Genomic DNA, 14,333 nt, shown 5'->3' with positions numbered 1-14,333 from the left:
CCTTAATTCACGCGCGCGCCAGACGCGTCAAAATACAACGGGTTATGGGGGCGAATTTTTATAATTTTTCCAGAGGGGTAATCCTGATGAACATCAATCAGGGTGACAACCGGGTGGCCATTCAGGTCCAGGTGCAGCCGTGTTTGGTCGCCCAGATGTTCGGCACGTATGACACGCGCTTCACTGCCCTCGCCTTCAATGATGTTTTCCGGGCGAAGACCAATCTGTGGTCCTTTGTGATCGCCTCCGAACAACTCGGACGGCAGGATGTTGATTCGCGGCAGACCCAACCTGCTGGCAACGTAAACACTGCCCGGGTTTTCGTAGATATCCCGGGGTGTCCCGTATTGAACCAACCGGCCGTTCTCTAAAACGCCGATATGCGTAGCCATTGTCATGGCTTCGACCTGATCGTGGGTCACGTAAAGCAAGGTTGATCCCAGATCGGCCTGAATCCTTTTCAGTTCGACCCGCAAATCCGCCCGAAGCTTGGCGTCCAAAGAGCTGAGCGGCTCGTCCATCAGGAAAATCTGGGGATCGCGCACCAGTGCCCGTCCAATTGAAACGCGCTGCATTTCGCCGCCAGACAGTTCAGTGGCTTTGTTGTCCAGCTTGTGCGGGATCTGCAGGATCTCCGAGACTTCGTTGACCTTCCTGGCGATCTCATCCTCTGGCGTCTTCAGGATCGGTGACCTCAGAGGGAAGGACAGGTTCTCACGCACCGTCATATGGGGGTACAGCGAGTATTGCTGGAAGACCATCGCCACATCACGCTGGGCAGGTGTATCTATCCCAACGTCACGCCCGGCAATGCGCACCGTTCCGGAATCCAGTTTCTCAAGCCCGGATATCAATCTCAGCGTCGTTGTTTTTCCCGCGCCCGTCGGACCCAACAAAACCACAAAGGCACCGTTGGGGATCGTCATTGAGATATCATCCACCGCTTTGATTTCGCCGAATGACTTCGAAATGTTTTCCAGAACGACTTCAGCCATTGCTTAGTACCTCGTCGTTCAGAGCGGACCTCAACGCGCGTCCGGTAGAATTTTCGAAAAGGGTCACTGCGGATGAGCGGAACTTCAAGCCAACCGTCTCGCCGGGGTTAACGGTTTCGCGCGCATCAATGCGGGCTTTCAGCTCTCCGTTCGGGCTTTGCAGCGTCACGATCTGGGTGGTTCCAAGATATTCTGCGGCCAGGACCTTGGCTCGGTAGGCGCTGGCATCCGACAGAAAAACATGCTCAGGGCGAACACCGAAAACCAAGTCACCTTCCGCCCCTTCCAACAGTGTGGGTACGGCTTCGTCGTGACCATTCAGTCGCACCGTTTCCGAGCCAGGCGCGACCTTTCCCTGAAACGGCAGGAAGTTCATCGAAGGAGACCCGATAAAATCTGCAACGAACATCGTAGCTGGTTTGTCGTAGATTTCCTGAGGTGTGCCGAATTGCTCGATCACAGCGTTGTTCATCACCACGATCTTGTCCCCCATTTGCATGGCTTCCAGCTGATCATGTGTGACGTAAACAGTGGTCGCCCCCATGCGATCATGAAGCGCGCGCAGTTCTTCGGCCATGTGCTCACGAAATTCGGCATCCAGGGCACCAAGAGGTTCGTCCATCATGAACGCCTTGGGTTCGCGAACAATCGCGCGTCCAAGCGCCACGCGCTGCCTATCGCCGCCTGACAACCCACCTACCGGGCTATCGAGGATGTCCTTGATCCCCAGAATTCCCGCGACTTCTTCTACTTTGGCTTTGACAGCAGCACGCGGCATGCCCTGCGATATCAGGGGGTAGCTGATATTTTTTCGCACGTTCATGTGCGGATACAGCGCAAACATCTGGAACACGAAGGCAATGTCTCGCTCCGATGGGGGGCGCTGGCTGATCTCCTCGCCGTCCAGGTAGATTTCACCCGACGTCGGAAGTTCCAAGCCTGCGATCATCCGCAGCGTCGTCGTCTTTCCGCAGCCGGATGGCCCTAGCAACATGAAGAACTCACCGTCCTCAATCGTGAACGAGCTTTCGCGGACAGCCGTGAAATCGCCGAACATCTTCTTTACGTTTTTAACTACGATCTGGGCCATTTCTGCTCCGGGAAATGGCTGACGATGATGAACATGACGGTTCCGATCAGCGTGACGATGAAAGAATATGTGAAGGCCCAAAGGACAAAGGGCTGCATAAGCATGAAGACACCCAGAGCGATGAGGATGGTCGCGATCATCTCCCATGGGCCCCGGCGAAAACGCATCAATCCGGTAAGAAACTCGCTCATTTGCGCACGGCTCCGAATGTGATCCCACGCAGCAGGTGTTTGCGCATCAGGATGGTGAAAATCATGACAGGGATCAGGAAGATCGTGGCACCTGCCGCCACTGCAGGCCAGTCCAGGCCGCCAATACCGATAATGGTTGGGATGAACGGTGGTGCAGTCTGCGCGTTCGCGGATGTCAGCAGCACGGCAAACGCGTACTCATTCCAGGCGAAGATCAGGCAAAAGATAGCTGTTGAGGCTATGCCGGTCGCGGCTTGCGGCAGCACCACTTTGTAAAACGCCTGAAACCTCGTGTAGCCATCTATGAGCGCGGCTTCTTCGTACTCTCTTGGGATTTCGTCGATGAAGCCTTTTAGCAACCAGACCGCCAAGGAAATATTCACGCCCGTATACAGCAGGATCATCCCCAGATGCGTGTCGCTTAATCCAAGGTTTCTGAACATCAGGAAGATTGGGATGGCGACAGCGACCGGTGGCATCATCCTTGTACTCAGGATAAAGAACAAAAGGTCGTCCTTGAGCGGGACCTTGAACCTGCTGAACGCATAGGCGGCCAGCGTACCAAGGAAGATACTCAAGAACGTCGAGCCAAATCCGATGATAACCGAATTCATAAAGCGCTCGCCAAACTTTGATGGCCCGACAATCACCATGTCGTATTGGCGGACGATCTCATCGGCCCAGTTCTGCGGCGGGTTCGCTTCCAAAAACTCCTGCGTCTGCCGCGTGCGCGTGGTGAAGAGATTTACATACCCTTCAAGCGTTGGGTCAAAGACCACTTTGGGTGGGTAGCTGATCGCATCGGCTGGAGACTTGAAACCTGTCAGTAAAATCCAAACCAGCGGGATCATTGTGATCAGCGCATAAGTGATGACCAGAAAACCGGCGATCCACTTGGAACGGTTCGAAGGTTCGGTTACGGAAAAACTGCTCATCTCTGTTTCACCTTGTTCAAGGCTTTGACGTAGATCGACGCAAGGCCGAACACGGTGACGAAAAGGATGATCGCATAGGCCGAGGCGTAGCCCGTACGCCACTTCTCAAACGCCTCCCGCTTGAGATTGATTGAGGTGAGTTCCGTTACAGAACCGGGCCCTCCGCCGGTTAGCTGAACCACCAGGTCGAACATCTTGAAGTTCTCGATCCCTCGAAACAGCACGGCAAGCATCAGGAACGGCAGGACCATCGGGATGGTGATCGTAAAGAACTGCCGCAGCTTGCTGGCCCTGTCGATCTCAGCCGCCTCGTAGATGTAATCGGGAATGCTGCGCAGCCCGGCCAGACAGATTAGCATCACGAAGGGGGTCCACATCCAGGTGTCGACAATAACGATCGCCCAAGGGGCCAAAGTAACGGATCCCAGCATTTCAAAGCTCGATGGATCTTTGCCTGTGAACCATGACACGATGTAGTTAAACAGCCCGATTTGAGGTTGATACAGGAACTTCCAGAAGTTCCCGACGACTGCAGGAGACAGCATCATCGGCAGCACGATGATCGTGGTCCAAAGATCGTTGCCCTTGAATTTCTTGTTGATCAACCAGGCCAAAGTAAACCCGATCAAGACCTGGAAAAAGATCGTCCAGAACAGGAAGTGCGCCGTCGCCTGCATATTTAGCCAGGTGTCCGAGTCTGTCAGAATACGCTCGTAATTCCTGAGCCCGACATCTTTGACTTCGCGCCCGATCCGGTTGGCCTTGTAGTTGGTAAAGCTCAGTTGGATGGTCCAGATCAACGGAAAGATGTTGATCGCCAGCAATAGAAAAATCGTCGGGGAGATGAATATCCAGGCGATCGCGCGGTCGGATAACCCTCGGATTTTTCGCGCAACTCGCTCGGGCGTTGCCTGGGCAACGCGATCTACGGTCCGGTCAGACATCTCTTTGCCAGTTCTTGTTGGTTTAGGACTCACGGGTGAAGGTGGAGCGGGATTGCGCCCGCTCCTGCCTGTGTCCGGACTACAGCTTGCCTTCGTCTTCGAAGACTTCAGTCCAATCTTCGATCAAAAGATTAAGAGCTTCTTGAGCTGTACCTTGATCAGCAACGACGTAGTCGTGGATGCGTTTCTGCATGGCCAGCAGGAGTTCTGCATAGGCAGGCTCTTGCCAGAAATCCTGAACCCCAGCCATTGCTTCCAGGAAGTCACCGGCAAACGGTTGGCTGTCCACGAAACCAGGATCTTCCAGCACTGAGTTATGCGCCGAGTAGCCGCCTAGCTCCCACCACTTGGCCTGCACTTCAGGCTGTGCGAACCACTTGATGTACTCAAGTGCAGCGTCCTGTTTGTCAGAGTAGCTGACAACAGAGATACCTTGTCCGCCCAGCGTCGAACCTGCCTGATTTTGCGGTGGGTTCACAAAGAAGTCGATCTTGTCACCGCCGGTATTGGGGTCAGCATAGAGACCTGGGAAGAACGCAAACCAGTTCATGGCCATGGCGACCTGACCGGACTTGAAGGCGTCCAAGCTCTCACCCATGTAAGAGTTGGTATATCCCGGAGGCGTCGCCGTTTCGTAGAATTCCTTATAGAATTCCAGCGCCTCTACCGCTTCGGGTGAGTTTACGGCGCCTTCCATGTCATATGAGCCCGGGGTGTTTTCGTATTTAAAGCCCCAAGGATACAGTGCTCCGGTCACACCCATGGTGATCCCTTCCGAGCCGCGCTCGGTAAAGATAGCTGCGCCGTAGACTGTCTTGCCGTCGATCTCACGACCCTGAAAGAACTGGGCGATCTGTAATAGTTCTTTCTGAGATTCAGGCTCACGTAAATCCTGACCAGTTGCTTCTTTGTATGCGGCTTGGATTTCAGGATTTTCGAACCAGTCCTTGCGATAGAACCAGCCATTCGCATCGCCCATCGCAGGCAGGGCATAGTAATTGGGTGTGCCCTTGGGCCAAGTTGAATAGGCGTAGACAGTGGCCGGCGCGAAATCGTCCATGCTGATGCCTTCAGCATCGAAGAAGTCGTTCAGTTTGACATAGTGGCCATTTTCAGCGCCACCGCCGATCCATTGGCTGTCACCAATAAGCAGATCGCAGAGCTTACCACCGGAATTCAGCTCATTCAGCATCCGGTCCGCAAAATTTGGCCAGGGAACAAATTCGAAGTTCATCGTGTGGCCGGATTCTGCTTCGAATTCTTTTGATAGTTCGACAAGCGCGTTGGCCGGGTCCCATGCAGCCCAACATAGCGTCAGATCTTCAGCATTTGCCTTGGTAGAAAGAGTAGTAGCGGCAAGGACTATTGCGCTGGCCGAGGCCAGTTTTGTGTAAGTCATCCATTCCTCCCTTTTTGCGCCGTCAATCGAGGATGTGCGAATCGCGGCATACTTCCAAGGCTATTTGAGGTACGCACCTCATGTCCAGATTTTTTTGAGGTTCGTACCTCAAACTGTCAGAAGAGGCCGTCAGATATTCTTTTAGCTGTTGATTGGCTTTGTTGCGCAAAGGTTGGGTGAGGGATTCATCTTGTGAATCCAGCGTGGTAGCAGGACTGCATGAGCAGACCTATCCCGCCGAGCTACAAGACCAAGAACTGGCCAGCCTACAATGAAGCCCTCAAGCAACGTGGCTCCCTGGCGATCTGATTTGATCCGGACATGGTTTGGGTACCACCGCCGACCGGTAAGCAAGGCCGGTAGCCGCAGTATAGCGGCGCTGCGATTCAGACATGCCTGACGACGATGAAGGTCCTCTTCGGCATGGCCCTCAGGCAGACCACGGACTTCGTGGAGAGCCTGCTGCGCCTGGTCGGCCTCGACTGGTCGGTGCCGGATTTCAGCACGCTGAGCAGGCGCCAGAAGACCCTGGCGGTTTCCATACCCTATCGCGGCTAGCAAGGTTCCCTGAACCTTCTGATCGACAGCGCCGGCTTCAAGGCGGAGGGCCAAGGCGAATGGCATGCCCGCAAGCATGGCCGCGCGAAACGCCGTCTCTGGCGCAAGATCCACATCGGCGTTGACGAACAGACGCTGGAGATCCGCGCCATCGAAATCACCGGTAACAACATCGGTGATGCGCCCATGCTGCCTGAACTACTCAGCCAGATCCCGGTCGATGTCGAGATCGCCTCGGTCACCGCAGACGGGGCGTATGACACGCGCAAATGCCACGATGCCATCGCAAACCGGGGTGCCCACGCCGTTATCCCGCCGCGCAAGAACGCAAAACCGCGAAAGCCATCGACAGCAGGCGCTATCGCCCGTAACGAGGCGCTGTGCGCCTCGAAATACCTTGGCCGTGCCATCCGGCGAAATTGGAGCGGATACCACCGCCGCAGTCGCGCCGAAACGAAGATGCACTGCGTGAAGCTGTTGGGGCAGAGCCTCATGGCGCGCGACTTCGAGCGTCCAGTCGCCGAACTCCCAATCCGTGCAGCCGTCCTGAACAGCTACACCGCGCTCGGCATACCGGTCACAGAGCCCACAGGATAAGTACGTCCGGGGAAAAGGGAAGTCCGGGCTTCAGGCTCTTCGCGCAACAAAGCCTAGCTGGAGTGCTAAATTGCGCCCCTTAAACCCTGAAGCTTCTCGCCGCTCAATAGGCTGGTTCCTTTATGAATGTCAAACCGTTACGCCTTGCAGAACCTGTTCCCGCGATAGCTCGTCCCGCGTGCCTTGCATCAGGACCGCGCCGCGCCGCAGGACGATGAACTTGTCGGCAAGATCATAGGCGAAATCGAAATACTGCTCGACCAGAACGATGGCCATCTCTCCTTTGGTTCGGAGGTGACGAATTACTTCGCCGATCTGCTGGATGATGTTGGGCTGAATGCCTTCGGTTGGTTCGTCCAGCAGCAAAAGTTGAGGCTTGGCGATCAGCGCCCGGGCGATGGCAAGTTGCTGTTGCTGGCCACCCGACAGATCACCCCCGCGCCGGTTCTGCATTTTCTTCAGCACCGGGAACATATCGAAGATCTCGTCCGGAACGAAATGTTCGCTTGCTGACAGGCAGGCAAAACCGGTTTCCAGATTTTCGCGCACAGTCAGCAACGGGAAAATCTCGCGCCCCTGCGGCACATAGGCCACGCCTTTCCACGCCATGCGATGGGCTGGCAGAGGCGGCAGGGCCTCGTCATTCAGCATCAGATCGCCGCCCGAGCGCGGATGCGTGCCCGAGATCGCCTTGATCAGGCTGGTCTTGCCCACACCATTGGTGCCCATCACGCAAGTCACCTCTCCTCGCGCGGCCTCCAACGAGATACAGTTGAGGATTTGCGAGTGCCCGTAATGCAGGGTCAGATCGGTCAGTTTCAGCATTGTTTAGCGCCCCAGATAAACGTCGATGACATCCTGATTTGATGTGACATGATCCAGCGAACCTTCGGCCAGAACCGAGCCTTCATGCAGAACCGTGACCCGACAATTCAGGCGGCGGACGAACTCCATGTCATGTTCCACAACCACGACGGCGCGGGTCTTGGCGGCCTGTACCAGCAGGTCGGTTGTGTGTTCGCGTTCTTGCGAGGTCATCCCGGCGGCGGGTTCGTCCACTAGCAACAGACGTGGTTCCTGCGCCAGTAGCATCCCGATTTCCAACCATTGCTTTTGTCCGTGGCTTAGTTCGCCGGATTTGCGGAGCAGTTCGCCATACAGGCCAATCTCAGCGGCCAGTTCCTCGACCTTCTCCAGATGATCCGTCGAAGGGCGATAGAACAGCACACCCAGCCAGCCCCGTTTATTCTTCAACGCCATCAGCAGGTTTTCCTGCACGGTCTGGTCCTCGAACACGGTGGGTTTCTGGAACTTACGCCCGATGCCGGCTTGCGCGATCTTGGCCTCGCTCATTCGCAGCAGGGAAACGGATTTCTCACCCCAGGTTACCCGGCCCTCGTCAGGCCGGGTCTTGCCGGTGACAATATCCATGAAGGTCGTTTTACCTGCCCCGTTCGGCCCGATAACCGCGCGAAGCTCGGCCTTGCCAATCTGGAAGGACAGGTTGTTGATGGCGCGGAACCCGTCGAAGGTGACTGAAACGCCGCTGACCTCCAGCAGAGTGCTCATTCCAAGGCCTCCATTTCGCGCAATGCGCTTTCATCGGGTCCAAGCGGGGCACCGTAGCGTTGCGGCGCGCGGTGGTTGGTCCAGAGGTCGAATAGCCCTCCAATACCCTTTGGTGCGAACAGGGTTACCAGCACGAATGAGACGCCCAGCAGCACCTGCCACCAGTCGACCCATTTGATCGTGTAGAACCCAAGTGGGATGTCCGGCGCTTGTCCACCTGTGAACCATGTGCTGAGCAGGCTGACAAACGCCGCGCCGATGACCGCTCCATACAGGCGACCACGCCCGCCGATGGCGACCCAGACGGCAAGATATATCGAGGCAATGGGGGCCATCTCCTCGGGGTTGATGATCCCCGCCTGCGGATAATACAGCGCGCCCGCGATGGCGGCGATGCAGGCGGTCAATGTGAAGACAGCCAGCTTGTAATTCTCGACCGAATAGCCAAGGAACCGCACTCGCGCCTCATTATCGCGGATGCCGCGGATAACCGAGCCGAACTTGCCCGCCACGATCCATGCCGCCAGCATGTAGCCCAGCCCCAGGGCCAGCGCTGAGGCCCAGAGGAACCAGATTGACACCAAGTCCTGCGAGGCCGTGACGCCCGGCAGGTTCTGCAGGCCCGACAGGCCGTTGTTGCCACGCATACCGCTGTCGTTCTGGAACAGGTACAGCGCCAGTGCCAATGTCATGGCTTGGGTCAGGATCGACAGGTAGACACCCGTGACCCGGCTGCGGAACGCCAGCCAACCAAAGATCAGTGCCAGAAGGCCCGGCACCAGCACGACCAGCGCCAGTTGCAGGAACAGGCTGTCCGAAAAGGCCCAGATCAGCGGGAATTCGGACGATCCGACGACGCCGAAGATTTGCGTGCCGATGGCATCCACGACCTCGGCCGATGTTGGCGGAATGTCGGCTTGGGAGAGCGACTCCACCACGATCAGGCGGGTACGTTCATACATCAGCCACATGCCGATCATGTAGCCGCCCAGCCCGAAGAACGCGAAATGGCCGAGGGACAGGATGCCGGTAAATCCCCAGACCAAATCCATGGCCACAGCGATCAGGCAAAGGCACAGGGTCTTGCCCAGCGTTTTGACAAAGCTGGTCGAGATCACGCCAATCCCGAACCCTTCGGACAGGACGGTGACGCCCAACGTGAACAGGGAGAGGATGGCCAGAAAGACCAGTACCGATGGGTTTTTGGCGACAAAGCTGCGTTCCATGGCTCAATCCCCCGCCGCACGACCTTTGAGGGCAATGATGCCCCTTGGCCGGAACTGGATGAAAATGATGATGAAGATGATCATGTATGTTTGCGCGGCGAGGGTGTTCGAGGGGTTCATCCACTCGATCCCCTTTTGCAGGAAGCCGATCATGCCCGCACCTGCCAGCGCGCCCCAGATGTTTCCGACGCCGCCAACAACCACGGTCATGAAGCTTTGCACGATATAGTCGCTGCCCAGATCGGACGTGACCTTTGCGAACAGACCAATCGCAACCCCGGCAATCCCGGCGATGCCCGAGCCCAAGCCGAAGGTCAGCATATTCACCCGCCCCGGATTGATACCCATCGACCCGGCCATGCGTGGGTTCTGTGTCACCGCGCGCATCTCAAGCCCAAGCCGCGTGCGCTTCATAATGTAGAGGAACAGTCCCAAAAAGATCGTCGCCAGCACAAAGATCGCGATGCGGATATAACTGATCGAAACCACATCGTTCAGCACCCACGCCCCATCCAGCCAGCCGGGCGCGGTCAGCGGGCGGGCCTGCGTGCCAAAAATGTTCTTGGCCAGCTGTTGCAGTGCGATTGAGATGCCAAAGGTCGCCAGCAGCGTCTCAAGCGGACGGGCATAGAGCCAGCGGATAACTAGCCGCTCCATCGCGACGCCCATCGCGAAGGTGACGGCAAAGGCCATCGGGATGGCGACGATTATCGACAGCGTGTGGTCGGGGATGAACTGCTGCACCACGTATCCGGTATAGGCGCCCATCATGATGAACTCACCATGAGCCATGTTGATCACACCCATCACGCCGAAGGTGATCGCCAGACCGATGGCTGCCAAGAAATAGATCGACGCCAATGAGATCGCGTCCAGTGTCAGGTCGAGCGTCTGGTTCAGGCCGACCTTCAGCTCGATCTGTTCAAGTGCCTGCACTGCAGCTGCGGTCACTTCGGGCGAGGGTTCCGTGTAGGTATCAATGAACACATGTTCAGCCAGCGCCGTGTTTATGTCGGCCTCGGTTACCAAGGCGGGAACGACCCTTGCCTCTGCCAAGGCTACATATGCCCGAGCGCGCGTTTCATCTGTATTCAGTTGCGCAAGCGGAATGTCACCAACGCGACCCCCGTCAATATTGGCCGCAAGAGCTGTCCGGATATCATCCCGTGACAAACGTGGGGGCGCCAGATTGCCAGTGACCAGCAAGTCATAGGCCTCATCGCGCGTCAAATCACTCGAACCCGGTTCTAAAACGGCAGCGATATTCACATTAGACGGCAGTTCCGGTGCTGCTTGTCGCGTCGTCGCGATCAGTGGATTTAATGCGCCACGGACGTCCACGCCCAAATCGTCGGACATCTGCTCAATCGCAGCCACGCGCGCCGCGGTATCTTCGTCATATCCAATCGTCAGCAATCGTTCGAGCCGTTGTTTGTGAGCTTTCAGATCAGCATCAGCTTCATCGGCAATCGACGCGCGTAGGGGCTCCAGCAAAGCACGTTCGGGGTCACGTTGGATGGATTGCAAAGCGGCCAGCCGCCGAGCGCGGTCCGGATCTGTTAGCTGGTACTGCACCAGAGCCGTGCCAATCATCGCGCGGATGCCGCTATTGGGCTTCAACTGCTTCAGGTTGGATTTCTCGAAAATACCAACGACCTCGCCAGTATCGAAATCGGTAAGCTCATACGACCGGCCTTCGACCTTCTTGCCTGCAAAGAACAGGCCGTCCGACTTGCGCATCCACACGTCCTTGGCGGCCCATGTCTCAAGCATCACCTGCGCTTGCGGCAACCCGCTGCTGGCAATCGCATCAATCGCGGGCCCGATTGTCTTGCGTGAGCTTTTGGCGATAATCTCCTGATGCTCTTGCAGGATCGGTTGGAGACCGGCCTCTTGTGCGTTGGCGGTCAGGTAGGCGCATAGAATTGCGAGGCCCGCAAGGAAAAGTCGTAACATGTGGTGAAACCCGAGTGTCTTTGGGGGCAAGGCGGGCATCACACCCACCTTGCGTGTCGGTTAGTAGTTCGACAGGGTCTGAACGCAGGTCTCGGTCTCGGTGTTGTACATACCGCAGCCCAGCTCTTTCCAGTCCGATACCAGCACCGCCGATTCCGGTAGGAAGTCGGTCCAGGCGTCGCCCGGCACAACGTCGGTTTCGCTGATGATGTCGAACTGGCCGTCTTCCTGAATCTCACCGATCAGAACCGGCTTGGCCAAATGGTGGTTCGGCAGCATGACAGCGGTTCCACCGGTCAGGTTCGGGAATTCCTGCCCGTACATCGCGGCGCGCACGGCATCTACGTCGGTCGAACCGGCCTCGGTCGCGGCGTTAACCCACATGTTGAAACCGATGTAATGTGCCTCCATCGGGTCGTTGGTCACCCGGTCTTCGCCCATGGTAGCTTTCCATGTTTCAACAAATTCAGTGTTGGCGTCGGTATCCGCCGACTGAAAGTAATTCCAAGCAGCCAGATGGCCCACAAGGTTGGTTGTATCCAGGCCCGACAGTTCTTCCTCTCCGACCGAGAACGCAACGACCGGAATGTCATCCGCCGAGACGCCAGCCGCAGCCAGTTCCTTGTAGAAGCCGATGTTGGCGTCGCCATTGATGGTTGAGATCACTCCGACCTTCTTACCATCCGCACCCAGCGCAACCACATCCGCCACGATCTTGGACCAGTCGGAATGGCCAAAGGGCGTGTAGTTGACGAAGATATCACCGTCCGCGATGCCCTTTTGCTTCAGATAGCTTTCGAGGATATTGTTGGTGGTGCGGGGATAGACATAGTCTGTGCCAAGCAGCGCGAATTTCTCAACGCCAAGCTCGTCGAGGAAATAGTCGGTCGCCGGGATCGCTTGTTGGTTCGGCGCGGCACCGGTATAGAAGACGTTTTTCGAGCTTTCTTCACCCTCATACTGCACCGGATAAAACAGAAGGCCGTTCAGTTCCTCAATCACCGGCAGCACCGATTTGCGGCTGACGGACGTCCAATTGCCAAAGATCACATCCACCTCATGCACGGTCAGTAGCTCACGCGCTTTTTCCGCAAACAGCGGCCAGTCGGATGCAGGATCAACCACAACTGCCTCAAGCTGCTTGCCCAGCAGGCCGCCTTTGGCGTTCTGCTGGTCGATCAGCATCAACATCGTGTCTTTCAGCGTGGTTTCCGAAATCGCCATAGTGCCTGACAACGAGTGCAGTACGCCGACTTTGATCGTGTCTTCAGCAGACAGAGCGGCCGTTGCCATGGCGGCAAAGACAACCGATCCGAAGAGCGTGGATTTGAGAGATGTCATGTAATTCTCCTGGCGGGGCGGGCACAGAAGCCTTGCGTTGACACGCTGTCTTCTACTACCTGATCCCCGCAACTGTATGTTGCGTTACGTGTGGCGGTTGTGTCCGAGGTCCAATTCGCGCAGCCGTCACACACCCCCGGTGGTCGTTAGCCCGGTAGGCCCCACATCGATTCTGCATTGCAGCGAAATAGGCAAATCTGGCCCCATAGCATTCTGGCAAAGTGGACTGATATGCCCGATTTTTGATCTACATGCTGCATGCGTGATTAAAAATTGCACTTACGGGACGGGACTTGGTCGAAAACCTGCACCTGTCGATAGAGTTTCGACATCCCAAAGGTGAAAAAGCGCCAAACGTTCATGACGCGAAAGCCGCTGCCATCACTCAATTCACGCCCATATCGTCAGCGTCACATGCGAGACCGCCACGCGCTGAAGGCCGGATTACGCTGTCGGCCAAACTGTTCCACGGGCGCAGTGTGATTGATCGCTTGCGGCCGGCGGGTTCGTTCAAATGTCTCTTCCCACGCGGACACGGCAGCCAATTGGACGCCGTGCTTTTGAACACGGCTGGTGGTGTTACTGGCGGTGATGATTTCCGGTTTTCAGGCCGCGCAGGCCGGGGCACCGAACTGACAGTGACCACGCAGGCTTGTGAGCGGGCATACAAAGCACAACCCGGTCAGGCCGCACGCATCGTCAACACTTTAACCGCCGGTCCGCAGGCAAGGCTGAACTGGCTTCCGCAAGAGACGATCCTGTACAGTGGCAGCGCATTAAACCGGCGCTTGCGTATTGATTTGGCCGAGGATGCCTCGGCCCTTATGGTTGAACCTTTGATCTTTGGTCGTACCGCGATGGGTGAAACTCTGACGGATATCCGCCTCAGCGATCGGATCGAGATTCGGCGCAACGAAAGGATGGTGTTTCTGGACGCCACCCGGTTCACCGGCGACCTTAGCGCGCATCTGGCCCGTCAGCACATTGCAGATGGCGCGGGCGCGATGGCCTTAGTCGCATTTGCCTCGCCCAGGGCCGAAGGGCATCTGAAGGCAATCCGCCAGATGCTGCCCGATACCGCCGGGGCCAGCCTGTTTCAACCTGACCTGCTGGTCGTCCGACTGCTGGCCAAGAACGGGTATGCCCTGCGCCGAAGTCTGATGCCCGTGCTTCGGCGACTGAACAACGACTCGCTTCCAAGATGCTGGACAATCTGACATGAACCTGACTCCCCGTGAAAAAGACAAACTGCTGGTCGCCATGGCCGCTGAAGTTGCCCGCAAACGACTGGCCCGTGGTGTCAAACTGAACCATCCCGAGGCGATTGCCCTTATCACCAGCGCCGTGGTTGAAGGCGCACGCGACGGGCGGTCGGTCGCCGATATGATGCAAGCCGGGGCCGAGGTGATCACCCGCGCGCAATGCATGGAAGGCGTCCCCGAGATGATTCACGAGGTTCAAGTTGAGGCCACCTTTCCCGACGGCACCAAGCTGGTGACCGTTCACAACCCTATTCGCTAAAAAAAGGAACA

General features: G+C 56.8%; 13 protein-coding genes and 1 pseudogene. 3 read left to right on the top strand and 11 right to left on the bottom strand.

Translation table 11 applies throughout. From position 1 onward, the window contains the following. Window positions 1–2 precede the first annotated feature (2 nt). The 6 genes from ACR0D9_RS02080 to ACR0D9_RS02055 all read right to left on the bottom strand — a co-directional run bounded on the left by ACR0D9_RS02080 (window position 3) and on the right by ACR0D9_RS02055 (window position 5,554). Window positions 3–995, bottom strand: a complete 993-nt coding sequence (locus tag ACR0D9_RS02080; RefSeq protein ID WP_209504397.1) for an ABC transporter ATP-binding protein — start codon at window positions 993–995, stop codon at window positions 3–5. Further along, window positions 988–2,085: an ABC transporter ATP-binding protein gene (locus ACR0D9_RS02075; protein WP_209597607.1), complete on the bottom strand. Its 1,098-nt coding sequence runs from the start codon at window positions 2,083–2,085 to the stop codon at window positions 988–990. Before ACR0D9_RS02075 ends, ACR0D9_RS02080 begins: the two co-directional genes overlap by 8 nt. Then, window positions 2,070–2,276, bottom strand: coding sequence for a hypothetical protein (locus ACR0D9_RS02070; protein WP_480537507.1), 207 nt, complete (start codon window positions 2,274–2,276; stop codon window positions 2,070–2,072). Before ACR0D9_RS02070 ends, ACR0D9_RS02075 begins: the two co-directional genes overlap by 16 nt. Beyond that, on the bottom strand, window positions 2,273–3,211 hold the full coding sequence (locus ACR0D9_RS02065; RefSeq protein WP_010442361.1) for a carbohydrate ABC transporter permease: 939 nt from the start codon (window positions 3,209–3,211) through the stop codon (window positions 2,273–2,275). Before ACR0D9_RS02065 ends, ACR0D9_RS02070 begins: the two co-directional genes overlap by 4 nt. Further along, window positions 3,208–4,155 carry a carbohydrate ABC transporter permease gene (locus ACR0D9_RS02060; protein WP_170332156.1) on the bottom strand — a complete coding sequence of 316 codons (948 nt, stop codon included), beginning with the start codon at window positions 4,153–4,155 and terminating at the stop codon, window positions 3,208–3,210. Before ACR0D9_RS02060 ends, ACR0D9_RS02065 begins: the two co-directional genes overlap by 4 nt. A 79-nt stretch (window positions 4,156–4,234) precedes the next feature. Beyond that, entirely contained in the window at window positions 4,235–5,554 is a 1,320-nt protein-coding gene (locus ACR0D9_RS02055) for an ABC transporter substrate-binding protein (protein WP_209504400.1), read from the bottom strand. Between the two features lie 219 nt (window positions 5,555–5,773). Here ACR0D9_RS02055 and ACR0D9_RS02050 point away from each other — a divergent pair. Further along, window positions 5,774–6,709: pseudogene (locus ACR0D9_RS02050) on the top strand (IS5 family transposase). 129 nt (window positions 6,710–6,838) lie between these two features. Here ACR0D9_RS02050 and urtE read toward each other — a convergent pair. Genes urtE through urtA form a run of 5 tightly spaced genes read right to left on the bottom strand, consistent with a single transcriptional unit; the run spans window position 6,839 to window position 12,801 of the window. Next, window positions 6,839–7,534, bottom strand: a complete 696-nt coding sequence (urtE, locus tag ACR0D9_RS02045; protein ID WP_480481745.1) for an urea ABC transporter ATP-binding subunit UrtE — start codon at window positions 7,532–7,534, stop codon at window positions 6,839–6,841. Between the two features lie 3 nt (window positions 7,535–7,537). Further along, on the bottom strand, window positions 7,538–8,278 hold the full coding sequence (gene urtD, locus ACR0D9_RS02040) for an urea ABC transporter ATP-binding protein UrtD (RefSeq protein ID WP_209504402.1): 741 nt from the start codon (window positions 8,276–8,278) through the stop codon (window positions 7,538–7,540). Beyond that, window positions 8,275–9,504, bottom strand: coding sequence for an urea ABC transporter permease subunit UrtC (gene urtC / locus ACR0D9_RS02035; RefSeq protein ID WP_209504403.1), 1,230 nt, complete (start codon window positions 9,502–9,504; stop codon window positions 8,275–8,277). The genes urtD and urtC overlap by 4 nt, the downstream gene beginning before the upstream one ends. A gap of 3 nt (window positions 9,505–9,507) precedes the next feature. Then, window positions 9,508–11,460 carry an urea ABC transporter permease subunit UrtB gene (gene urtB / locus ACR0D9_RS02030; protein ID WP_480537506.1) on the bottom strand — a complete coding sequence of 651 codons (1,953 nt, stop codon included), beginning with the start codon at window positions 11,458–11,460 and terminating at the stop codon, window positions 9,508–9,510. Between the two features lie 60 nt (window positions 11,461–11,520). Beyond that, window positions 11,521–12,801 (bottom strand): urea ABC transporter substrate-binding protein, encoded by a 1,281-nt coding sequence (gene urtA / locus ACR0D9_RS02025; RefSeq protein WP_209504405.1) that lies wholly within the window; start codon window positions 12,799–12,801, stop codon window positions 11,521–11,523. A gap of 293 nt (window positions 12,802–13,094) precedes the next feature. Here urtA and ACR0D9_RS02020 point away from each other — a divergent pair, with 293 nt between their 5' ends. Continuing rightward, window positions 13,095–14,018 carry an urease accessory protein UreD gene (locus ACR0D9_RS02020; protein WP_245222547.1) on the top strand — a complete coding sequence of 308 codons (924 nt, stop codon included), beginning with the start codon at window positions 13,095–13,097 and terminating at the stop codon, window positions 14,016–14,018. Between the two features lies 1 nt (window position 14,019). Continuing rightward, complete coding sequence (locus tag ACR0D9_RS02015; RefSeq protein WP_209504406.1) at window positions 14,020–14,322, top strand: urease subunit gamma; 303 nt, start codon at window positions 14,020–14,022, stop codon at window positions 14,320–14,322. Window positions 14,323–14,333 lie beyond the last annotated feature (11 nt).

The organism is Ruegeria sp. AK11 (genome assembly GCF_056541095.1).
This window is presented reverse-complemented; position numbering and strand designations above follow the sequence as displayed.